This is a genomic window from Pseudomonas saponiphila, from assembly GCF_900105185.1.
GTDB classification, from domain to species: domain Bacteria; phylum Pseudomonadota; class Gammaproteobacteria; order Pseudomonadales; family Pseudomonadaceae; genus Aquipseudomonas; species Aquipseudomonas saponiphila.
Map to the genome: position 1 here is coordinate 3,035,604 of NZ_FNTJ01000001.1, position 23,161 is coordinate 3,058,764.

Sequence of the window (23,161 nt, forward strand, 5' to 3'; positions counted from 1 at the left end):
TGAGCCGTGTAGCGTTCTGGCGTGCGCCTTCGCTGGCAAGCTGTTGTGGCTCAATATTCCTGGACCACTCTGTAGGAGTTTCAACCTAAGGAAGCATCATGGGATTTCGGGTTGTTAGCGCTGAAGAAAAGGCTGAAGCCATTCGCTTGGTCGTGGAAATGAATTACTCGGTGCCTAAGGCATGTGAGCAAACCGGGGTTGGACCTACAGCCCTGCGACGCTGGGTCGCCAGATGGCGCAAGGAGCATGAAGGAGCCTTGCTGCCCACACGCCCTCAGGACCAGGAACTGATTGATTCACTGCAGGCCAGGCTCGCCTTGCTGGAAGCCGAGAATAGCGTCCTAAAAAAGCAATTGCCCTCTCATCTGAAGGTGCTGTTCAGCCGAATCAAATGATCGAGGGTTTGAAAGGACAGCTCTCCATTCGGCACTGCTGCCGACTTCTGGGCGTGCCTCGCAGCAGCTATTACGCCAAGCCCGTGGCTCGGTCTGAACCTGGGGTCGAGCGGCGACTGGAAAAGACCATTCGGCAACTGCACCGGGAGCATCGAGGTGCCCTGGGCGCCCGGGGATTTGCCAGAGAGCTCAAAAAACAGGGCGTAGCGGTTGGGCGCCATCGTATGGGCCGTCTGATGAAAAACCTTGGACTGGTCAGGCGACGAGCCCGTTACGCTCACTATCGTCGGACCGGAAAGCCCAGCAATACCGCAGCCAATGTCCTCGATCGTCGCTTTAATCCTGCATCACCCAATACGTTTTGGGCCGGAGACATCACTTACATTCGCGTCGGTGGAAGCTGGCTGTACCTGGCAATCGTGATGGATTTGTTTTCACGTCGGATCGTCGGCTGGGCCTTTTCCAGGACCGCCGATGCCGAGCTGTCGCTCAAGGCGTTGCGGCTGGCTGTTGGCATACGTCGGCCTGGTTCAGCGCTGGTATTCCACTCAGACCAGGGCTGCCAATACACCGCGGATCGCTTTGTCGAATACCTGGCTGAAAAGCAGATCGTGCAGAGCATGAGTCGACGCGCAAACTGCTGGGACAACGCGGTGGTGGAGCGTTATTTCCGGACACTGAAACACGATTGGTCGCCTGAAAATGGCTACCAGAATCATTTTGAGGCGCAGAAGGATGTGATGGATTTCATTGCCCATTACAACCATCGGCGTTGCCACAGCGCCTCGAACGATCTGCCGCCCGCCGCTTTTGAAAGGCTGGCGGCCTAATGCTCCTACAGAGTGGTCCAAAAAAACTGGACCACTACAAGCCAGCTCCTACGGAAGCAGGTGGTGCGCGGGTTGTTGTAGGAGCCGGCTTGCCGGCGAAGACGGTCTTGAGCCGTGTAGCGTTCTAGCGTGCGCCTTCGCTGGCAAGCCAGCTCCTACGGAGGCAGGTGGCACGCGGGTTGTTGTAGGAGCCGGCTTGCCGGCGAAGACGGTCTTGAGCCGTGTAGCGTTCTGGCGTGCGCCTTCGCTGGCAAGCCAGCTCCTACGGAGGCAGGTGTGCGCGGGTTGTTGTAGGAGCCGGCTCGCCGGCGAAAGGGGCTTCGATCCATGCCCCTGGCTGACGGCCTCGAAGGATCGAGGGCGCTCCAGGTCGCCCGGGGGGAGGCAAAAAAACACTCGCCCGCCAACCTGCCTTGGCTATACCTGTAACTCCCCCTGGCCAGTTCCTGGCTGCTTCACCTACAGGAGTGACCCATGAAGCTTGCACTGATGATCGGCACCGCGTGCCTGGCCTCCCTGGCACTGGTCGGCTGCTCCAGCAACCTGACTCAGCCCGACGAGTATTCCGGGTTTCTCCAGGATTACAGCCGCCTCAAGGAGGCCAAGTCACCCTCCGGGGTGGAGGTGATGCGCTGGGTCGATCCCAAGCTGGATGTCAGCCGCTACCGGGCGATCTACATCGAACCCACCCAGTTCTACCCTCAGCCCAAAGCCACGGCGAAGATTCCCCAGAGCACCCTCAACGCGATCAATCAGTACTACGACCAGGCCCTCAGGCGCGAGGCGGCGCGCAGCCTGCCTTTGGCTCAGGGCCCCGGTCCGGGTGTGGTGGTGGTACGGGCGGCCATCACTGCGGTCAGCAGCAAGACCGAAGGCCTGAAGCCTTATGAAGTGATTCCCGTGGCGCTGGTGGCGGCGGCGGTGAGCACCGCCACCGGGATCCGCGATCAGCAGACCACCCTCGGCACCGAGGCGGTGTTTCTCGATGGCAGCAGCGGCAAGGTGATCGCCCAGGTGGTGCGCAAGGGCACCGGCAAGCCCCTGGCCAATGACAGCCAGGTGATGAAGGCCGAGGACGTGAAAAACGTCATCGACGGCTGGGCCGCGGACTTCCATCAGTCGTTCGCCAAGCTCAAGGCGCGCTAGCCGCCGTCCATCCGGCGGCGGTCCAGCGCACGGCCGCCCCGTTCAGTAATCCACCTGGGCCTGTTTGTTGTAGTAGCTGAGCAGCGAGTCGTAGGCCCGCACTACGTTGTGATAGTCCTCGCTCAGGCGCTCGGGCGCGGCTCGTTCCTGCCAATCCTGGTGCAAGGTGTGCAGGGTCTGCTGGTAGCGCTGGGCCGGCCGGGTGATCTGGCTCCACAGGTAATGGGCTGACTCGCTGCGGCCGTTCTGCGGCTGGTTGCGCAAGGGTTGTCCGGCATCCCAGGCCTGCTGCAGATCCTGGCTGGCCCTGGCCAGTTGTCCCGGGGTCAGGGTTTTCTCGCGCACGCCCTGGTCGAGCTGCTCCACCGTGAGCCGCGCCTGGATCATGTAGTCCAGCAGGTGCCAATGGATGTCCCGCCCCAGGCGCTGTTCAAGCAGCCGCTGTTGTTCGCGCCGGGCGCCGATGTCGGCGCTGGCCAGGGCTGTGCGCAGGTCGGCGGAAGCTTGCAGGTAACGGTCGAAGTCGGGCTGGAGCCGGGCCACGGTGGCCGGATCTTCCTCGGCCGGCATGTAGGCGCCGGGCACTGCGCTGGAATGGGCGCGACGGGCCAGGTTGGCCTGGTGCAGTGCGTCTATGTAGCGCTCGGCCAGGCCGATCAGCGGCGCATCGGGCTGCAGGTGGCGCAGGCGATAGAGCATGCGCGGCTCGCATTCGCGAGCGGGCAGGGTGTCCATGTCGGTTTTCGCGCTGTCGGCAAAGTCCCTGGCATTGTTCAGCAGGTCGGCGAATGCCATGCGCCAGGCCGATTGAGCGCCGTAGGTGTAATAGCCCAGGCGCCACGGCACGTCGTACTGGTTGACGCAGTCGATCAGTGGCGCTCGGGCCGAGGCCTCGGTGCGGATTTCGGAGCACCGTGACCGGCCGTTTCGGTTGATCGTGACCGGTCATTTCGCTAACGCGTGACCGCTCATTTCGGTAGCAACGTGACCGATTTTCCGCCTGTTCCGAAACAGGTGGTCACGGCTTACCGAAATCGCCGGTCACGACTTAGCGAAAGCCTTCCCCTTCGTTGCGCATGACCTGATGCGCCGCCATCCTCGACCGATTTCGGGAGAGGAAGATGGCGGCGCCGCGAGTAGCCATGCGAAACATCAAAGAATGTCTGCGCCTCAAGTTTGAGGCCGGCTTGTCCCACGAGAAGATTGCCCGTGCCTTGCAGCTGTCCAAGGGCGTGGTTAGCAAGTACATCGCGGCGGCGCGGGTGGCCGGGCTGGACTGGCCGGCGCTGGTGGCCATGGACGAGGCCGCGCTGGCGGCCGCCTTGTTTGCACCGACGTCGACGAACAAGCCGCGCGGTGAGCGAGTGCTGCCCGATGTGCTGAGCATCCACCGCGAGTTGCGACGCAAGGGCGTGACCTTGCAGCTGCTGTGGGAGGAATATCTCGCCGCGCATGCGGGCCAGCCGACCTACCGCTACACCCAGTTCGTCGAGCACTACCGGCGCTACGCCCAGACGCTCAAACGTTCGATGCGTCAGCTGCACCGTGCGGGCGAGAAGCTATTCATCGACTATGCCGGGCCGACGCTGCCGGTGGTCGACCCGGCCACCGGCGAAGTGCGCCGGGCGCACATCTTCGTCGCCGCCCTGGGCGCCTCGAATTACACCTATGCCTGCGCGACGCCAGGCGAAACCCAGGTGGACTGGCTGACCTCGCTGGGCCAGGCTCTGACCTACTTTGGCGGCGTGCCGGAAATGGTTGTGCCGGACAATCCGCGCGCCCTGGTCGCCCAGCCGGATCGCTACGAGCCGGGCCTGAACCGGGCCACGCTGGAGTGCGCGCGTCATTACCAGACGGTGATCCTGCCGGCACGGCCACGCAAGCCTCAGGACAAGGCCAAGGCCGAGGTGGCGGTGCAGGTGGTCGAGCGCTGGATCATGGCGCGGCTGCGCCATCGGCAGTTCTTCAGCCTGCATGCGCTTAACCAGGCCATCGCCGAGCTGCTGGAGGATCTGAATCGGCGCCCGTTCAAGCGGCTCGATGGCTGCCGGCGCGACTGGTTCGAGCGCCTGGATCGCCCGGCCTTGCGAGCGCTGCCGGTGCATCCCTACGAGGTCGCCACCTTCAAGCGCTGCAAGGTCAGCATCGACTACCACATCGAGGTCAATGGCAGCTTCTACAGCGTGCCCTCCGCCCTGGCCCGGCAGAACGTGGACGTGCGACTGACGGCACACACCCTGGAAGTGCTGCATGGCAACCGGCGGGTGGCCAGCCACCTGCTGCTGGGGCGACGCGGCGCTTACAGTACCCAGCGCGAGCACATGCCCGCGGCGCACCAGGCGCATCGCGAATGGACGCCACAACGCCTGCTCGACTGGGGCGCGCGGATCGGCCCCTACACGCGCCAACTGATCGATCACCAACTGACCCACAAGCCGCACCCGGAGATGGGCTACCGCGCCTGCCTCGGCCTGCTCTCGCTGGCCCGGCGCTATGGCAATGCACGCCTGGAAGCCGCTGCCGAACGTGCCGTACACCTGCGCGCCTTCACCGGGCGCAGCGTGCGCAACCTGCTCCAGCAAGGCCTGGATCAACAGCCGCTGCCCCAGCGTGCCGCCGAAACGACCTTACCCGGCGACCACGAGAACGTCCGTGGCGCCGACTACTACCAACCCCCGCAACAGGAGCTGTTCGATGATGCCGCAACACACCCTGAATCAACTGCACCAGCTACGCCTGGACGGCATGGCCCGCGCCCTGGAAGAGCAATGGACGCTGCCGGCCAGCCACAGCCTGAGCTTCGATGAACGCCTCGGCCTACTGCTCGACCGCGAACTGGCCTGGCGTGACAACCAGCGCCTGGTACGGCTGCGCAAGAAGGCCAAGCTCAAGTACGCCAACGCCTGCCTGGAAGATCTCGACCGCCGCACCGGACGCGCCCTGGACGAGCGTCTGATCGCCACCCTGGCCAGTGGCGACTGGATCCGCCAGCAGCACAACCTGCTGCTGACCGGCCCGACCGGTGCCGGCAAAACCTGGCTGGCCTGCGCCCTGGGCAACCAGGCCTGCCGCCAGGGCTATAGCACCCTGTACCTGCGCACCCCGCGCCTGCTGGAACAACTGCGCATCGCTCATGGCGACGGCAGCTTCGGCCGTACCCTGCAACAGCTGGCAAAGGTCGACGTCCTGGTGCTGGACGACTGGGCGCTAGCCCCGCTGGAGGAAGGAGCCCGGCATGACCTGCTGGAGGTGATCGACGACCGCGCTGGCAGCCGCTCCACCATCCTGACGAGCCAACTGCCCATCGAGCACTGGCACGGCTGGATCAACGACCCGACCCTGGCCGATGCCATCCTCGACCGCCTGGTGCACAACGCCTACCGACTGACGATGAAAGGCGAGTCGCTGCGCCGAAAAAAAGCCGAGGAACAAGCCGCATCGTGACCGATGCGATTACAATCCAGAACCCGCGCAACCGGGGTGGAAGCACCGGTCACGTATTAGCGAAACGCTCGGTCACGTTCACCGAAATCCGCACCTCGGCGCTGGCGCGGCTGTCCAGGCCGGCCAGCCAGACTTCGAAGCGGGCGATCTGGGGGGCGGCCCCCAGAAGGGCGAACAAGCCGAAAATCAGCGCGCAACCGAAGATCAGCAGCGGACGTTGGCTCATGGCCGGGCCTCCTTGGGGTACCACTGGGCTTCGGTGGCTGGCGCCGCGCACTCGGCGACCTGGGCCGGCATGCGCGCGCACAGGCGCTCGGTCCAGGGCTGCAGGCCCTGATAGCGCCCGGCGGTGTGGCGCTCGTCGAACCACTTGAGGGTGGCGATGGCGGCCACCAGCAGTATCAGCCCCGTGCCCAGCAGCAGGCGGCGTGGCCAGGGGTTGATGCGTTGCCAGGCGCTCAGCGGGTCGATCCGCCGTTGGCGGGCCAGGGCGACCAACAGCTGGACCCCGAGATACACCGGGGTGGCCAGCGGATGGAGCACCGCGCCCAGCAGGCCAGCGAGCAGCAGCGCAGGCAGCAGATCACCTATGAGCAGCACGCCGTGGTAGGGCACATGGCGGCGCGGCAGGCGCCGGCTGAGGCGTTCGTCCCACGGCAACAGGCGCTGGCTCAGGGGCTGCCAGAGCCGCTGCAGCCCTTCGCCCGCGGCGCAGAAGCACAAGGACCAGACCAGCGTCACCCCAACTATCTCCCAGGGGCTGGCATCTTGCCCGCTGTACTGGCCCACGGCGCCGGCCAGGCAGGCCAGGAGCACGCCCAGGAGCATCGGCCAACTGTCGATGGCGTGCTCCCAGTCACGCCAGAAGTAAGGATTGCCGGCCGGCATGCCGGCGGCGATGTCTGGGTAGTCGGCGGCCAGGCTCGCCGCCAGCTTGTGGCAGGCCTCCCAGTCCCGGGTGCCCAGGTGCCGGGCCCAGGCACGGCGCTGGCTGAAGCTCAGGGGCGCCAGCAACAGGCGCGCGGCGCGGTGTTCCGGGGTCATGGGCGGTTCGCTGGCCAGTTGTTGCTGGCGGGCCAGGTACAGCGGGGCCTTATGGCGTTTGAGCAGGCGCGGCCACAGCTCTTCCGGGCACGGGTTATCGGCGGCGGAGCGCCAACCCTGGCCGGCGCACAGCGTCTGGAAAATCGTCACCGACCAATAGGGGCTGTCCGCCAGCAATTGCGCCAGCCAATGGTTGAACCATTGGCGATGTTGCAGGTGCAGCAGCCAGGGGTGCGCCGAGCGCTGGGCGTAGGCCTGCAGGAACGCCGTTTCATCCCTGGCCTGCAGTGCCGCGGCCAGCGGCGCCTGGACCTGTTGATACAGCTGTTGCTGCAGCTCCAGCACCAGGTATTCCGGCAGGTCCAGGCGCTGCCAGGCGCTCATCCAGCGCAGATGCTCGAAGCCCCAGTGCAGGACCGCGTCGGCCTGTGCCGGGCGTTCGACGCAATGGCGCAGCAGGGCCAGTTCGAACTCGTAGGCGCAGTCCTGTTCCTGGGCCTGCTGATAACGCTGGTCGAGCTGCTCGACGTGCAGCTCCTTGAGCAGGACGGCCGCCCGCTGCACGGGCGACAGCGTCGACAGCACCGGCTCGCTGGCGGCCGGGCCATGGCCGGTATCGGTTTCCAGGGGCTGACTCTGTTCCCAGTCCTTGTGCGCCAGGGCTTGTTCATAGGCCTCGCGCAAGCGCTGGAAACCTTGCGGATCTTCATCCGGGCGGGTCTGCTTCAGCAGCTTGGCGTAGTGGCGCTTGATGGTGCGGGTATCAGCGGTGACCGGCAGGCCGAGTAGGGTCCAGCAACTCATTGGGCGATAGAACTCCATGCAACCCTTGGCAACATCCAGACATGACTGGAGGAAAGGGCGCACCCTACCGGTTTCCGGAGTAAAAGTCCCTCGACTCGAATCCGTCTAATGAACAGCGGCAGGCGTATGGCGATTCAGCGCAGGTGGTATGGCGTGCGGGCCAGGGTGTGCGGCACTCTGTTGCGCCGGTCGGGCGTGGGGCAAGTCCGGCCGGGTTGCGGTCAGTGGAGATGGCTATTAAAGCGATTTGTGATTATTTCTATGCTCTTTGCATGGTTTAGTTAATGTTGTTTCTTGGTGTAAAAAAACCAATAAAAACAATTGTTTATGATTGTTATGTGATGTTGTTTGTAACTTTATCTCGGGTTGAGCAAGGAGCTGTCAGCTATGCCTGTAGTGGAACGCACGACTTTTCTGCCGGGCCGCAGCCCGGCCCAGGTGCTGGATTTCTGCCTTGAAGGGGCCAACTTTCCGAAGATCTTTCCCGAGCGGGTGACCCCCTTGGGCGGCATCGACATCAATGACCTGCGCATCAGTGTCGGACGCCAGTTCAGCTTCCTGCACTGGATGTTCGGTGTCATACCGGCGAAGTGGACGGTGGTCATCCGAGAGGTCAGCGACCGGCATTTTGTCGATGAGATGCTCAAGGGGCCGCTGCGCGCCTTTCGTCATGAACATCGGGTGGAGGCCGCCGAAGGGGGCACTCTGTACACCGACCGCGTGACTTATCGGGCCATCGGTGGCGCACCTTTGGAACGCTTGGTGGTCAACGCCTACATGGCGCGGATTTTCGATGCCCGGCACCGCAACATGTTGCGCTTGCTGGGGTGATGGCGGCGCGGTGTTGTGTTTTTCCATTCGCATTCCCATTCAAAGTTCAAGGAGCATGCCCATGAGCAAGAAGATATTGGTGGTGCTGACCAGCGTGGCCAAATACCCCAACCTGAGCCGAGCCACCGGCCTGTGGTTGGGAGAGGCAGTGCATTTTGTGAAGAAGGTGCAAGCGGCCGGGTTCGAGGTGGATTACGTCAGTCCCAAGGGCGGCTACGTGCCGATCGACCCCCACAGCCTGGCCATGGCCGACGACACCGACTGGCAGTGGTACCAGGACAGCGCCTTCATGAGCCGCCTGGGCGCGACCTTGAAACCGTCGCAGGTCCAGGCCCGGGACTATGTGGCCATCTATTACGCCGGTGGACATGGCGTGCTCTGGGATTTCCCCGACAACCCCGAGTTGCAGGCCCTGAGTCGCGACATCTATGAGCAGGGCGGTTACGTCAGTTCGGTCTGTCATGGCGCAGTGGGCTTGCTGAACATCAAGCTCAGCGATGGTTCGCTGTTGATCGCTGGCAAGCAGGTCACCGGGTTCTCCAATGAAGAGGAGAAGCTCGCCGAGCTGGACGCCTATGTGCCGTACCTGACCGAAACCGAACTGCTCAAGCGCGGCGCCCTGTACCAGAAGGCCGCTGAGCCCTGGGCGTCGTTTGCCGTGGAAGACCGGCGGGTGATCAGCGGGCAGAACCCGGCGTCCGGTGGCCCGGTCGCGGACCTGCTGCTGGCGCACCTGTAGGAGCCGGCTTGCCGGCGAAGGGGGCCCTGAGCCGGATGCCAGCTTCGAAACCGCCTTGGCTGGCAAGCCAGTCCCTGCAATCTGCCAGGTTGTTGGACGATTTATCCGCCTGGCAATAGGTGCTCGGGCCGTTTCATGCTTAACTTCGGCCTCTCAAGAATTTCTCATTGCTGTTCCATCATCACTGTTCAATAAGGACTCCGTTCATGGCTCAAGTCACTCTCAAAGGCAATCCGGTGCAGGTTAATGGCCAGCTGCCGCAAGTCGGTTCCAAAGCGCCTGCGTTCACCCTGGTGGGCGCCGGCCTGGCCGATGTTTCCCTGAGCAGCCTCGCTGGCAAGCGCAAGGTGCTGAACATCTTCCCAAGCGTCGACACCCCGACCTGCGCCACCTCGGTGCGCAAATTCAACGCCCAGGCCAACGCACTGAACAACACCGTGGTGCTGTGCATCTCCGCCGACCTGCCGTTCGCCCAGGCGCGCTTCTGCGGTGCCGAAGGCCTGGAAAACGTGCAGAACCTGTCGACCCTGCGTGGCCGCGAGTTCATCGAGAACTACGGCGTGGCCATTGCCGACGGCCCGCTGGCCGGCCTGACCGCCCGCGCCGTGGTGGTGCTGGACGAAAACGACACCGTGCTGCACAGCGAGCTGGTCAAGGAAATCGCTGAAGAGCCGAACTACGACGCGGCCCTGGCCGTGCTCAAGTAACAGCTTTTACAATTATTCACGGCCTGGCTCTGTCCAGGCCGTTTTTATTTGTGCTTCAGTGGCTTAGCGCCGCACCTTGAAACGTCAGTCAAAGGTAAATTGCCGGTAAAGGCGCTTTGCTAAAACCGCTCCAGTGCTTATCTTTCAGCCTTCCCCAAAGAAGACTCCCACGCGCCCAATGGTTGATCACTCCATGCAATCCTCTGCTCCCCGCAACTCTCGTCGCTGGCTGTTCGGCCTGTTTGTCCTGCTGCTGGTGGGCGGCCTGTGCTGGAAGTTCTGGCCCGCCGGCAGCGCCCCCAAAGAGGCTGCACAAGCGAAGGCCGCGGTGGGGCATACCGGGCGCAGCGGTAGCATGCGCCCCGGCTTCGGTGGGGCCAGCGGGCCGATCCCGGTGCGCGTGGCGCCGGTGACCCAGGGTGATTTCGCGGTGTACTTCAAGGCCCTGGGCACGGTGACGGCGTTGAACACCATCAATGTGCGCAGCCGGGTGGCGGGGGAACTGGTCAAGGTCAATTTCGAGGAAGGGCAGATGGTCAAGGCCGGCGACCTGCTGGCACAGATCGACCCGCGCCCCTATCAGAACGCCTTGCTCCAGGCCGAAGGCACCTTGCTGCAGAATCAGGCCCAGTTGAAGAACGCCCAGGTCGATCTTGAGCGCTACCGCGGTCTGTATGCCCAGGACAGTATCGCCAAGCAGACCCTGGACACCGCCGCGGCGCTGGTGGGCCAGTACCAGGGCACGGTCAAGACCAATCAGGCGGCGGTCAACGACGCCAGGCTCAACCTCGAATTCACCAATATCCGCGCACCGATTGCCGGCCGCGTGGGCCTGCGTCAGCTTGATGTGGGCAACCTGGTGTCGGCCAATGACACCACGGCACTGGTGATCATCACCCAGACCCAGCCGATCAGCGTGGCCTTCACCCTGCCGGAAAACACCCTGGACACCGTGCTCAAGCGTTACCACAGCGGCGCCAGGCTGCCGGTGGAAGCCTGGGACCGGGGCGACGTCAAGCTGCAAGCCAGCGGCGTGCTGCAAAGCTTGGACAACCAGATCGACACCACCACTGGCACCCTGAAATTCAAGGCACGCTTCGATAACCGCGACCAGGGCCTGTTCCCCAACCAGTTCGTCAATGTGCGGCTGCTGGCCGACACCCTGAAGCACGTGGTGCTGGCGCCTTCGGCGGCGATCCAGTTCGGCACCAACGGCACCTTTGTCTACGCCCTGGATGGCGACAACAAGGTGAAGATCCGTCCGCTCAAGGTGGGCGACAGCAACGGCGAGTCGACGGTGATCGAGGACGGCCTGCAGGCCGGTGATCGCGTGGTGATGGAAGGCACCGACCGCCTCAAGGACGGTAGCGAAGTGGAAGTGGTCAACGACGGCGCGGCAGTACCCGTCACCCCCACCGAGCACCTGCAGGGCAAGCCCGCCGGTGCGCCGGCCGCGGATGGCAAGCCGGCGGATGGCAAGGCGCAAAAGGTCGGCGCATGAACTTCTCGCGGCTGTTCATCCTCCGTCCGGTAGCCACCACCCTGAGCATGCTGGCCATTGTCCTGGCCGGCCTGATCGCCTATCGCCTGTTGCCGGTGTCGGCCTTGCCCCAGGTGGACTACCCGACCATCCGGGTCATGACCCTGTACCCCGGGGCCAGCCCGGACGTGATGACCAGCGCGGTCACCGCGCCCCTGGAGCGCCAGTTCGGGCAGATGCCCGGCCTGACCCAGATGGCTTCAACCAGTTCCGGCGGCGCCTCGGTGCTGACCCTGCGCTTCAGCCTCGACATCAATATGGACGTGGCCGAGCAACAGGTGCAGGCGGCGATCAACGCTGCCACCAACCTGCTGCCCAAGGACCTGCCGGCACCGCCGGTGTACAACAAGGTCAACCCGGCGGACACCCCGGTGCTGACCCTGGCCATCACCTCCAAGACCATGCTGCTGCCCAAGCTCAATGACCTGGTGGACACGCGCATGGCGCAGAAGATCGCCCAGATCAGCGGCGTCGGCATGGTCAGCATTGCCGGCGGCCAGCGCCAGGCGGTGCGGATCAAGGTCAACCCCGAGGCGCTGGCGGCCAACGGCCTGAACCTTGCGGACGTGCGCACCCTGATCGGCGCGTCCAACGTCAACCAGCCCAAGGGCAACTTCGACGGCCCGACCCGGGTGTCGATGCTCGATGCCAACGACCAGCTGACCTCGCCCAAGGACTACGCCGAGCTGATCCTGGCCTATAAAAATGGCGCGCCCCTGCGCCTGAAGGATGTGGCCGAGATCGTCGACGGTGCCGAGAACGAGCGCCTGGCGGCCTGGGCCAACGAGAACCAGGCGGTGCTGCTGAATATCCAGCGCCAGCCCGGGGCCAACGTGATCGAGGTGGTGGACCGGATCAAGGCGCTGCTGCCGAGCATCACCGACAACCTGCCGGCGGGCCTGGACGTCACCGTGCTCACCGACCGCACCCAGACCATCCGCGCCTCGGTCAAGGACGTGCAGCACGAGCTGTTGATTGCCATTGCCCTGGTGGTGATGGTGACCTTCCTCTTTCTGCGCCGGGCCAGTGCCACGATCATTCCCTCGATTGCCGTGCCGCTGTCGCTGATCGGCACCTTCGGCGTGATGTATCTGGCCGGCTTTTCGGTGAACAACCTGACCCTGATGGCCCTGACCATCGCCACCGGCTTCGTGGTGGACGACGCCATCGTCATGCTGGAGAACATCGCGCGCTTCATCGAGGAGGGCGACAGCCCGCTGCAGGCGGCGCTCAAGGGCGCCAAGCAGATCGGCTTCACCCTGATCTCCCTGACCCTGTCGCTGATTGCCGTACTGATCCCGCTGCTGTTCATGGCCGATGTGGTGGGCCGGCTGTTTCGCGAGTTCGCCATCACCCTGGCGGTGGCGATCCTGATTTCCCTGGTGGTGTCCCTGACCCTGACCCCGATGATGTGCGCGCGGCTGCTCAAGCGCGAACCCAAGGAAGAGGAGCAGGGGCGTTTCTACCGTGTCAGCGGGGCCTGGATCGACTGGCTGATCGAAAGCTACGGGCGCAAGTTGCAGTGGGTGCTCAAGCACCAGTTCCTGACCCTGATGGTGGCCGTCGGCACCCTGGGCCTGACCGTGCTCCTTTATCTGGTGGTGCCCAAGGGCTTTTTCCCGGTGCAGGACACCGGGGTCATCCAGGGCATTTCCGAGGCGCCGCAGTCGGTGTCCTTCGCCGCCATGAGCCAGCGCCAGCAGGATCTGGCCAGGATCATCCTGCAGGACCCGGCGGTGGACAGCCTGTCGTCCTACATCGGTGTCGACGGCGACAACGCCACCCTCAACAGTGGCCGCCTGCTGATCAACCTCAAGCCCCACGGCCAGCGCGACCTGAGCGCGGCCCAGGTGATCGCGCGGATCCAGCCCGAAGTGGACAAGCTGCTGGGCATCCGCCTGTTCATGCAGCCAGTGCAGGATTTGACCATCGAAGACCGGGTCAGCCGTACCCAGTACCAGTTCAGCCTGTCGTCGCCGGATGCCGAGCTGCTGAGCCTGTGGAGCAATCGCCTGGTGCAGGCCCTGGCCCTGCGCGCGGAACTCACCGACGTGGCCAGCGACCTGCAGGACAAGGGCCTGCAGGTGTACCTGGTGATTGACCGCGATGCAGCGTCCCGGGTCGGGGTTTCGGTGGCCAACATCACCGACGCCTTGTATGACGCCTTCGGCCAGCGGCAGATCTCCACCATCTACACCCAGGCCAGCCAGTACCGGGTGGTGCTCCAGGCCCAGGCCGGCGAGCGCATCGGGCCTCAGGCCCTGGAGCAGATCCACGTCAAGACCACCGATGGCGGGCAAGTGCGGCTGTCGAGCCTGGCCCATGTCGAGGAGCGTCAGGCGCAGTTGGCCATTGCCCATATCGGCCAGTTCCCGGCGGTGATGATGTCCTTCAACCTGGCCCCGGGCGTGGCCCTGGGCAAGGCGGTCAACGTCATCGAACAGGTGCAGCAGGAAATCGGCATGCCGGTGGGGGTGCAGACCCGCTTCCAGGGCGCTGCGGAAGCCTTCCAGGCCTCGCTGTCGAGCACCTTGCTGCTGATCCTGGCGGCAGTGGTGACCATGTACATCGTGCTCGGCGTGCTCTACGAGAGCTACATCCACCCGATCACCATCCTTTCCACCTTGCCCTCGGCGGCGGTGGGCGCCTTGCTGGCGTTGATCCTCAGCGGCAATGACCTGGGCATGATCGCCATCATCGGCATCATCCTGCTGATCGGCATCGTCAAGAAGAACGCGATCATGATGATCGACTTCGCTCTCGACGCCGAACGCCACCAGGGCATGGCCCCGGAGCAGGCGATCTACCAGGCGGCGCTGCTGCGCTTCCGGCCGATCCTGATGACCACCCTGGCGGCGCTGTTCGGCGCCGTGCCGCTGATGCTGGCCACCGGCTCCGGCGCCGAATTGCGCCAGCCCCTGGGCCTGGTGATGGTCGGCGGGCTGCTGGTCAGCCAGGTCCTCACCCTATTCACGACGCCCGTTATTTACCTGGCGTTTGATCGGTTGGGGCGGCGGTTTGCCAAGCCCGCCACAGGAGAAGTGGTGTGAGGGGCGTCAGCGGCAAGCGGCAAGCTACAAGCTTCAAGTTAAAGCACAAGCAAGAGCGTGCGCAGTTCCCGCTTTTCTCTTGCAGCTTGAGGCTTGCAGCTTGGAGCGGTCGCCCATGAATCTCTCAGGTCCTTTCATCAAGCGCCCCGTGGCGACCATGCTGCTGTCGTTGGCAATCATGTTGCTGGGCGGGGTGAGCTTCGGCCTGCTGCCGGTGTCGCCGCTGCCGCAGATGGATTTTCCGGTGATCGTGGTCCAGGCCAGCCTGCCCGGGGCCAGCCCCGAGGTCATGGCCTCCACCGTGGCCACGCCGCTGGAGCGCTCCTTCGGCGCGATCGCCGGGGTCAACACCATGAGCAGCCGCTCCAGCCAGGGCTCGACCCGGGTGATCCTGCAGTTCGACCTGGACCGCGACATCAACGGCGCGGCCCGGGAAGTGCAAGCGGCCATCAACGCCTCGCGCAACCTGTTGCCCAGCGGCATGCGCAGCATGCCCACCTACAAGAAGGTCAACCCGTCCCAGGCACCGATCATGGTGCTGTCGCTGACCTCCGATGTGCTGGAGAAGGGCCAGCTCTACGACCTGGCCTCGACCATCCTGTCCCAGAGCCTGTCCCAGGTGCGGGGCGTGGGCGAAGTGCAGATCGGCGGCAGCTCCTTGCCGGCGGTGCGCATCGAGCTGGAGCCGCAGTTGCTCAACCAGTACGGCGTGGCCCTGGATGACGTGCGCAATGCCATCGCCAATGCCAACCAGCGCCGGCCCAAGGGCTCGGTGGAGGATGATCAGCGGCTGTGGCAGATCCAGGCCAACGACCAGCTGGAAAAGGCCCGTGACTACGAACCGCTGATCATCCACTACAAGGACGGTGCGGCCCTGCGCCTGAAAGACGTGGCCAAGGTCAGCGACGGGGTGGAAGACCGCTACAACAGCGGTTTCTTCAACGACGATGCGGCGGTGCTGCTGGTGATCAACCGTCAGGCCGGGGCCAACATCATCGAGACGGTGAACGAGATCAAGGCCCAGTTGCCGGCGTTGCAGGCGGTGCTGCCGGCCAGCGTCAAGCTCAACCTGGCCATGGACCGCTCGCCGGTGATCAAGGCCACCCTGCACGAGGCCGAGATGACCCTGCTGATCGCCGTGGCCCTGGTGATCCTGGTGGTGTTCCTGTTCCTCGGCAATTTCCGCGCGTCGGTGATTCCGACCCTGGCGGTGCCGGTTTCGCTGGTGGGCACCTTCGCCGTCATGTACCTCTATGGCTTTTCCCTGAACAACCTGTCGCTGATGGCGCTGATCCTCGCCACCGGCCTGGTGGTGGACGACGCCATCGTGGTCCTGGAGAACATTTCCCGGCATATCGACGAAGGCATCGCGCCGATGAAGGCCGCCTACCTAGGGGCCAAGGAGGTGGGTTTCACCTTGCTGTCGATGAACGTTTCGCTGGTGGCGGTGTTCCTGTCGATCCTGTTCATGGGCGGGATCATCCAGAGCCTGTTCCGCGAGTTCTCCATTACCCTGGCGGCGGCCATCGTGGTGTCCCTGGTGGTGTCCCTGACCCTGACCCCGATGCTCTGCGCGCGCTGGCTCAAGCCTCACACTCCGGGTCAGGAAAACACCCTGCAACGCTGGAGCCGGCGCAGCAACGAGTGGATGGTGGGCAAGTACGCCACCAGCCTGGACTGGGTGCTGCGGCACAAGCGCCTGACCCTGTTCAGCCTGCTGGTCACCATCGGCGTCAACGTGGCCCTGTACGTGGTGGTGCCCAAGACCTTCATGCCGCAGCAGGATACCGGCCAGTTGATCGGCTTCGTCCGGGGCGACGACGGCCTGTCCTTCAGCGTGATGCAGCCGAAGATGGAGATCTTCCGCCGCGCGGTGCTCAAGGACACGGCGGTGGAAAGCGTGGCCGGCTTCATCGGCGGCAACAACGGCACCAACAACGCTTTCATGCTGGTGCGCCTGAAGCCGATCAAGGAGCGCGATATCTCGGCGCAGAAGGTCATCGAGCGCCTGCGCAAGGAAATGCCCAAGGTGCCCGGCGCGCAACTGATGCTGATGGCCGACCAGGACCTGCAGTTCGGTGGTGGCCGCGAGCAGACCACCTCGCAGTATTCCTACATCCTGCAAAGCGGTGACCTGGGCGAGCTGCGCCAGTGGTACCCGAAAGTGGTCAGCGCGCTGCGCGCCTTGCCCGAGCTGACCGCCATCGATGCCCGCGAAGGCCGCGGTGCCCAGCAGGTGACCCTGGTGGTCGACCGCGACCAGGCCAAGCGCCTGGGAGTGGACATGAACATGGTCACCGCGGTGCTCAACAACGCCTACAGCCAGCGGCAGATCTCCACCATCTACGACAGCCTCAACCAGTACCAGGTGGTGATGGAGGTCAACCCGAAATACGCCCGGGACCCGATCACCCTGAACCAGGTGCAGGTAATCACCAGCGAGGGCGCGCGGATTCCGCTGTCGACCATCGCCCATTACGAAAACAGCCTGGAAGACGACCGGGTCAGCCACGAAGGGCAGTTCGCCTCGGAGAGCATTTCCTTCGACATGGCCGAAGGCGTGACCGTGGAGCAGGGCACCGCCGCCATCGAACGGGCGATCGCCAAGCTGGGCATGCCCGAGGACGTGATCATCAAGATGGCCGGCACCGCCGATGCCTTCGCCGCCACCCAGAAGGGCCAGCCGTTCATGATCCTCGGCGCGTTGCTGGCGGTGTACCTGGTGCTCGGGGTGCTCTATGAAAGCTACATCCACCCGCTGACCATTCTCTCGACCCTGCCGTCGGCCGGGGTCGGCGCCTTGCTCTCGATCTACGTGCTGGGCGGCGAGTTCAGCCTGATCTCGCTGCTGGGGCTGTTCCTGCTGATCGGCGTGGTGAAGAAGAACGCGATCCTGATGATCGACCTGGCGCTGCAACTGGAGCGCCACCAGGGCCTGGACCCGTTGCAATCGATCCGCAGTGCCTGCCTGCAACGCCTGCGGCCGATCCTGATGACCACCCTGGCGGCGATCCTCGGCGCCTTGCCGTTGCTGCTGGGAGGCGCCGAAGGCTCGGAAATGCGCCAGCCCCTGGGCCTGACCATCATTGGCGGCCTGGTCTTCAGCCAGGTGCTGACCCTCTACACCACCCCGGTGGTCTACCTCTACCTCGATCGCCTGCGCCACAAGTTCAACCACTGGCGTGGGGTCCGTACCGATGCCGCTCTGGAAACGCCGCTATGACCGATCAATCGTCCCGTCCCGTTACTCTGCTGTCCGCCCAGTGCCTGGCCATGGCCCGGGGTTCGCGGGCCTTGAGCCTGGGCTTGTGCGTGGCGCTGCTCAGTGCCTGCGCCATCGGTCCCGACTACCAGCGTCCGCCAGTGGCCGAGCCTGCGCAGTACAAGGAGGCCCAGGGCTGGCGCCAGGCCAATCCCAGCGATGCCCTGGCCCGGGGTGCCTGGTGGGAGCTGTACGGTGACGCCCAGCTCAACGGCCTGATCGAGCGCCTCAACAGTTCCAACCAGAGCGTGGCTCAGGCCGAGGCCCAGTACCGTCAGGCCCAGGCCATGGTGCGCAGCTCCCGCGGGGCGTTCTTCCCCAGTGTCGACCTCAGTGCCGGCAAGACCCGCGCCAGCCAGGGCACCGGCAGCAGCAGTTCGGGGCTGAGCAGCTCCAGCAGCGGCATTCGCGACACTTACAACACCCAACTGGGGGTGAGCTGGGAGGCGGATGTCTGGGGCAAGCTGCGCCGTGGCCTGGAAGCCGACCAAGCCAGCGCCGAGGCGAGCTTCGCCGATCTGGCGGCCATGCGCCTGAGCCAGCAGTCGGAGCTGGTGCAGAACTACCTGCAACTGCGGGTGATCGACGAACAGAAGCGCCTGCTGGAAGCCACGGTGGCGGCCTATCAGCGCTCCCTGACCATGACCCAGAACCAGTATCAGGCCGGGGTGTCCGGCAAGGATGCGGTGGCCCAGGCCCAGACCCAGCTCAAAAGCACCCAGGCCGACCTGATCGACCTGATCTGGCAGCGGGCGCAGTTCGAGAACGCCATCGCGGTGCTGATGGGCGTACCGCCGGCCGAATTCAACCTGGCGGAAACCACCCGGATTCCGTTGCTGCCCCAGGTCCCCCTGGCCGTGCCCTCGCAGTTGCTGGAGCGGCGTCCGGACATCGCCTCGGCGGAGCGGTCGGTGATGGCCGCCAATGCCAAGATCGGCGTGGCCAAGGCGGCTTACTATCCGGACCTGACCCTGAGCCTGGCCGGCGGTTACAGCAGCAGTACCTACGCCAACTGGATCAGCCTGCCCAACCGCTTCTGGTCGGTGGGGCCGAAACTGGCCATGACCCTGTTCGACGGTGGCCAGCGCTCGGCGGAAGTGGATCGCACCGAGGCCGTGTATGACCAGACCGTGGCCAAGTACCGGCAGACCGTGCTCGACGGTTTCCGCGAGGTGGAAAACTACATGATCCAGCTCAAGGTCCTGGAGGACGAGGCGGGGGTACGCCAGCAGGCCCTGGATTCGGCCCGCGAGGCCCTGCGCCTGACCGAGAACCAGTACAAGGCCGGACTCATCGGTTATCTGGACGTGGTCACCAGCCAGACCACCGCCCTGAGCAACGAGCGCAGCGTCCTCAGCCTGCTGCAGAGCCGGCTGATTGCCAGCGTGCAACTGATCGCCGCGCTGGGTGGCGGCTGGGACGGCCAGCTGCAGGTCAGCGAGCAGCAATAAGTCGCCGCTGGGCCCTCGCGCAGGGGCGCGCGAGGGCCGCCGAAAACGTCGCGCAAAGCCCATGCCCACAAGCACTGTAGGGGCATCAAAGGCCCGGGCCAGACGTTCTGTCCGGCTGCTGGCTATTTGCTCACTTTGTAGATGCGTTCTTCTGCGCAATCAGTACAATCTGCGCTTTTGCCCGCCGGGCAAACATCGGTAAAACGACCAAGAGATGCCCCATGCTCATCGGTAGTTACTCCCCCGCAATGGTCGTGATCTCCATTTTCGTGGCGATTCTGGCTTCCTATACCGCTCTCGATCTCACCGGACGCATCGCTACCACCAAAGGTCGTGCGGCCTATCTGTGGATGTGTGGCGGCGCCCTGGCCATGGGCATCGGTGTGTGGTCCATGCACTTTATCGGCATGCTCGCCTTCGAGCTGCCCATCGAGCTGGGCTACGACATCACGCTGACCGCTCTGTCGCTGCTGATCTCGATCCTCTCCTGCGGCTTTGCCCTGTGGCTGGTGAGCCAGCCGCGCCTGCCGCTGTGGCAACTGTTGTTCGGCGCCTTGATCATGGGCACCGGCATCAGTGGCATGCACTACACCGGCATGGCGGCGATGCGCATGCAGCCGGGTATCGACTACGACCCGAGCCTGTTCAGCGCCTCGTTGCTGATTGCCTTCGGCGCCTCGCTGGCGGCGCTGTGGATCGCCTTTCGCCTGCGCCAGAACACCCCTCATGTGCGCCTGGCCCGCACCGGTGCGGCGGTGGTCATGGGGTTTGCCATCGTCGGCATGCACTACACCGGCATGGCCGCCGCGCGTTTCAGTGACGGCAGTTTCTGTGGGGCCCTGGGCTACGGCCTGAGTGGCAAGGGCCTGGACAACCTGGTGCTGATCACCACCCTGGCGGTGCTGATCATCGCCTTGCTGACCTCGGTGCTGGACGCCCGCCTGGAAGCCCGCACCGCGGTGCTGGCGCAGTCCTTGACCGAGGCCAACAAGGAACTGACCCAGCTGGCTCTGCACGACACCCTGACCGGTTTGCCGAACCGCATTCTGCTGGCCGACCGCATCGACCAGGCCATGCACCGGGTGACCGCCCATGGCGGCTGCTTTGCGCTGATGTTCATCGATCTGGACGGCTTCAAGCCGGTCAACGATGCCTTTGGCCATCACATGGGTGATCAGTTGCTGCGGGAAGTGGCCCTGCGCCTGCGCGAGGACCTGCGCAGCGAAGACACCCTGGCACGGATCGGCGGCGACGAGTTCGTGCTGCTGGTACAGCTCGGCGAGCCGGATGACGCCTTGCGCCTGGCGGCGCGGCAGGTGGGCCTGGTGTCCCGCTCGTTCCGCGTGGCCGACCACGACCTGCAGATTTCCGCCAGCATTGGCATCGCGGTGTACCCCGGCAATGGCCTGACCGCCCAGGAACTGCTGATGAACGCCGACGCGGCGATGTATCACGCCAAGGCCACCGGCAAGAACGGCTACAGCTTTTTCGATGCCTCGATGAACAGCAACGCCCGGCGCCAGCTGCAGCTGCTCCAGGATTTGCGCAATGCCCTGGAGCACAATCAGTTCCGCCTCTACTACCAGCCCAAGTTCGATGCCGGCAACGGGCGCCCGGTGGGGGCCGAGGCGCTGTTGCGCTGGGAGCATCCGCAGCACGGCTTGTTGCTGCCGGACAAGTTCATCGAACTGGCGGAGAAAAGCGGGCTGATCATCGCCATCGGCGATTGGGTGCTGCACGAGGCCTGCCGGCAGATGCGCCAGTGGTATGTCCAGGGCTATACCGACTGGCGCATCGCGGTGAACCTCTCGGCCTTGCAGTTCTGCCATGTGGGGCTGGTCAAGAGTGTGGCCCAGGCCCTTGAGAGCAATCAGTTGCCGGCCAACAACCTGACCCTGGAAATCACCGAGACGACGGCGATGAACGACGCCGATGTCAGCATGATCGTCCTGCAGCAGCTCTCGGACATGGGGGTGGACCTGTCCATCGACGATTTCGGCACCGGCTATTCGAGCCTGATGTACCTCAAGCGCCTGCCGGCCAACGAGCTGAAGATCGACCGTGGTTTCGTCCGTGACCTGGAGCACGACAGCGACGATGCCGCCATCGTCTCGGCGATCGTCGCCCTGGGCCAGGCCCTGGGCCTGCGCATCGTCGCCGAGGGGGTGGAGAGCGGGGTGCAGCAGAGCTTCCTTACCCAGTTGGGCTGCGACTCGCTGCAAGGCTATTACCTGGGCCACCCGCTACCGCCCGAGAGCTTCATGCAGGGTATCCAGCAGGCTGAACGCAAGGCCTGAGGCGATAGCCGGCGGTTGTCCCCGGTGGCGGGTGCTGTGATCCCGCAATAGCGGCTGATTGATGTCACTGCGGTTTTCATCGCTGCCTGTGGGGTGTTTAATGGCGGGCGTTGAAATGATCAGTCAGGGAGTCGGCAGTATGGACAAAGTCATCGTCATCACCGGTGGCGGGCGGGGAATCGGTGCGGCCACGGCATTGCTGGCCGCGCAGCAGGGTTTCAAGGTGTGCATCAATTACCAGGCCGACGAACAGGCGGCTCACCAGGTGCTGGAGCAGGTTCGCGCCCTGGGCGTCCAGGCCATCACTGTCCGGGCCGACGTCAGTATCGAAGATGAAGTCATTGGCTTGTTCCAACGGGTCGACAGCGAACTGGGCCGGGTCACCGCCCTGGTCAACAACGCCGGGACCGTGGGGCACAAGTCCCGTCTCGATGAAATGTCCGAATTCCGCATCCAGAAGATCATGAAGACCAATGTCATGGGGCCGATCCTCTGCGCCAAGCACGCCGTGCTGCGCATGTCGCCGCGCCATGGCGGCCAGGGCGGCAGCATCGTCAACGTCTCTTCGGTGGCGGCACGCCTGGGTTCTCCGGGCGAATATGTCGACTACGCCGCGTCCAAGGGCGCCCTGGATACCTTCACCATTGGCTTGTCCAAGGAAGTGGCGGGTGAGGGCATCCGCGTCAACGCGGTGCGCCCGGGCTACATCTACACCGACTTTCATGCCCTGAGCGGCGACGCCGACCGGGTCAGCAAACTGGAATCGGCGATTCCCATGGGCCGTGGCGGACGTCCCGACGAAGTGGCCGAAGCCATTCTCTGGCTGTTATCGGACAAAGCCTCCTACACCACCGGCAGCTTCATCGACCTGGGCGGCGGCCGCTGAGCCCCGACCTTGCGCACGCCTTCGCTGGCAAGCCAGCTCCTACAACCCCTGGGTGCTTGCGGTACAACCTGTAGGAGCCGGCTTGCCGGCGAAGAGGCCCTTGAGTCTTGCGCCGCACTTGCGGACGCCTTCGCTGGCAAGCCAGCTCCTACGGGTTCCTCAGCGGGCGCGCCGGCCGGGGCCGATCAACAGGGCCAGCAACAGCCCCAGCACGCTGATCCAAAAGCTCATCAATAACGGCGCCAGGTAGCCCAGGGTTTCCCCTGGGCGGGTGCAGCTGTAGCCAAATCCGTAGCCTTGTTCATGGGCCCAGACGCCCGGTGTGGCGCTCAGCTCCACAGGCGCCGAAGGCGCGGGCTGCTCCTCGGAGAACCCCAGGTTGGAATGGCTCGCGCTGCGCCTTTCCAGCTGCTCGATGGCCTGCAGTTGGGCGTCGTTGCAACGGCTCTGCGCCCAGTTGCCGACCACCACCAGGGTCGACAGCAACAGCAGCAGCGGCACCGGGTAATAACGCCGGGTGCGCAGCAGGGGCGCCACCACCAGCCCGGCCAGGAAACCCGCCAGCAGCAGATTGATCCAGAACCACGGGCCGCCTTCCCAGCTCGGCGGTATCAGCTGCACCAGCAGCGGCGGCAGCACAACGCGGGCGAACAGCAGGCACAGGGCGGCCGCGAGCAGGGTGGTCAGCAGGGTCTTGATCCAGGCTTTCATGGGCAATGCATAACCTTTAAGGAG

General features: G+C 64.5%; 18 protein-coding genes. 14 read left to right on the top strand and 4 right to left on the bottom strand.

Features of this window, described 5'->3' with window-relative positions; translation table 11 throughout:
- Window positions 1-98 precede the first annotated feature (98 nt).
- From BLV47_RS14155 to BLV47_RS14165, 3 genes are all read left to right on the top strand, one after another.
- Window positions 99-395 (top strand): transposase, encoded by a 297-nt coding sequence (locus tag BLV47_RS14155; RefSeq protein WP_092308884.1) that lies wholly within the window; start codon window positions 99-101, stop codon window positions 393-395.
- Window positions 392-1,225: an IS3 family transposase gene (locus tag BLV47_RS14160; protein ID WP_092314524.1), complete on the top strand. Its 834-nt coding sequence runs from the start codon at window positions 392-394 to the stop codon at window positions 1,223-1,225. Before BLV47_RS14155 ends, BLV47_RS14160 begins: the two co-directional genes overlap by 4 nt.
- A 474-nt stretch (window positions 1,226-1,699) precedes the next feature.
- Window positions 1,700-2,371 carry a DUF3313 domain-containing protein gene (locus BLV47_RS14165; protein WP_092314526.1) on the top strand — a complete coding sequence of 224 codons (672 nt, stop codon included), beginning with the start codon at window positions 1,700-1,702 and terminating at the stop codon, window positions 2,369-2,371.
- 42 nt (window positions 2,372-2,413) lie between these two features.
- Here BLV47_RS14165 and BLV47_RS14170 read toward each other — a convergent pair whose 3' ends face one another.
- On the bottom strand, window positions 2,414-3,217 hold the full coding sequence (locus BLV47_RS14170; RefSeq protein WP_092314528.1) for a DUF3829 domain-containing protein: 804 nt from the start codon (window positions 3,215-3,217) through the stop codon (window positions 2,414-2,416).
- A gap of 275 nt (window positions 3,218-3,492) precedes the next feature.
- Between BLV47_RS14170 and istA the strand changes: the two genes are divergently transcribed.
- Window positions 3,493-5,178, top strand: a complete 1,686-nt coding sequence (istA, locus tag BLV47_RS14175; protein ID WP_062838241.1) for an IS21 family transposase — start codon at window positions 3,493-3,495, stop codon at window positions 5,176-5,178.
- Window positions 5,066-5,815, top strand: a complete 750-nt coding sequence (istB, locus tag BLV47_RS14180) for an IS21-like element IS1474 family helper ATPase IstB (RefSeq protein ID WP_062838242.1) — start codon at window positions 5,066-5,068, stop codon at window positions 5,813-5,815. Before istA ends, istB begins: the two co-directional genes overlap by 113 nt.
- Window positions 5,816-5,864: 49 nt before the next feature.
- On the opposite strand, the gene BLV47_RS36220 is transcribed toward istB, so the two are convergent.
- Both BLV47_RS36220 and BLV47_RS14185 read right to left on the bottom strand, forming a co-directional pair.
- Entirely contained in the window at window positions 5,865-6,041 is a 177-nt protein-coding gene (locus BLV47_RS36220) for a hypothetical protein (protein WP_167365662.1), read from the bottom strand.
- Window positions 6,038-7,663 (bottom strand): J domain-containing protein, encoded by a 1,626-nt coding sequence (locus tag BLV47_RS14185; RefSeq protein ID WP_092314530.1) that lies wholly within the window; start codon window positions 7,661-7,663, stop codon window positions 6,038-6,040. The genes BLV47_RS36220 and BLV47_RS14185 overlap by 4 nt, the downstream gene beginning before the upstream one ends.
- A 387-nt stretch (window positions 7,664-8,050) precedes the next feature.
- Between BLV47_RS14185 and BLV47_RS14190 the strand changes: the two genes are divergently transcribed.
- The 9 genes from BLV47_RS14190 (at window position 8,051) to BLV47_RS14230 (ending at window position 22,426) form a co-directional block, all read left to right on the top strand.
- Window positions 8,051-8,494, top strand: coding sequence for an SRPBCC family protein (locus BLV47_RS14190; RefSeq protein WP_060839461.1), 444 nt, complete (start codon window positions 8,051-8,053; stop codon window positions 8,492-8,494).
- A 61-nt stretch (window positions 8,495-8,555) separates the two neighbouring features.
- On the top strand, window positions 8,556-9,233 hold the full coding sequence (locus BLV47_RS14195) for a type 1 glutamine amidotransferase domain-containing protein (RefSeq protein ID WP_092314532.1): 678 nt from the start codon (window positions 8,556-8,558) through the stop codon (window positions 9,231-9,233).
- A 206-nt stretch (window positions 9,234-9,439) separates the two neighbouring features.
- On the top strand, window positions 9,440-9,940 hold the full coding sequence (gene tpx / locus BLV47_RS14200; RefSeq protein WP_092314534.1) for a thiol peroxidase: 501 nt from the start codon (window positions 9,440-9,442) through the stop codon (window positions 9,938-9,940).
- 178 nt (window positions 9,941-10,118) lie between these two features.
- On the top strand, window positions 10,119-11,441 hold the full coding sequence (locus BLV47_RS14205) for an MdtA/MuxA family multidrug efflux RND transporter periplasmic adaptor subunit (RefSeq protein ID WP_092314536.1): 1,323 nt from the start codon (window positions 10,119-10,121) through the stop codon (window positions 11,439-11,441).
- A complete protein-coding gene (locus BLV47_RS14210) occupies window positions 11,438-14,530 on the top strand; it encodes an MdtB/MuxB family multidrug efflux RND transporter permease subunit (protein WP_092314538.1) in 3,093 nt (1,030 codons plus the stop codon). The genes BLV47_RS14205 and BLV47_RS14210 overlap by 4 nt, the downstream gene beginning before the upstream one ends.
- 115 nt (window positions 14,531-14,645) lie before the next feature.
- Entirely contained in the window at window positions 14,646-17,753 is a 3,108-nt protein-coding gene (locus BLV47_RS14215; protein ID WP_092314540.1) for an efflux RND transporter permease subunit, read from the top strand.
- The gene (locus BLV47_RS14220) at window positions 17,750-19,243 is read left to right on the top strand and encodes an efflux transporter outer membrane subunit (RefSeq protein ID WP_092314542.1); all 1,494 of its coding nucleotides are present in this window, start codon (window positions 17,750-17,752) and stop codon (window positions 19,241-19,243) included. Before BLV47_RS14215 ends, BLV47_RS14220 begins: the two co-directional genes overlap by 4 nt.
- A gap of 221 nt (window positions 19,244-19,464) precedes the next feature.
- Window positions 19,465-21,540: a putative bifunctional diguanylate cyclase/phosphodiesterase gene (locus BLV47_RS14225; protein ID WP_092314544.1), complete on the top strand. Its 2,076-nt coding sequence runs from the start codon at window positions 19,465-19,467 to the stop codon at window positions 21,538-21,540.
- A 139-nt stretch (window positions 21,541-21,679) separates the two neighbouring features.
- A complete protein-coding gene (locus BLV47_RS14230) occupies window positions 21,680-22,426 on the top strand; it encodes an SDR family oxidoreductase (RefSeq protein WP_060839453.1) in 747 nt (248 codons plus the stop codon).
- Window positions 22,427-22,585: 159 nt separating this feature from the next.
- Here the strand turns inward: BLV47_RS14230 and BLV47_RS14235 are convergent, their stop codons facing one another.
- The gene (locus tag BLV47_RS14235) at window positions 22,586-23,137 is read right to left on the bottom strand and encodes a hypothetical protein (RefSeq protein WP_092314546.1); all 552 of its coding nucleotides are present in this window, start codon (window positions 23,135-23,137) and stop codon (window positions 22,586-22,588) included.
- Between the last annotated feature and the right edge of the window lie 24 nt (window positions 23,138-23,161).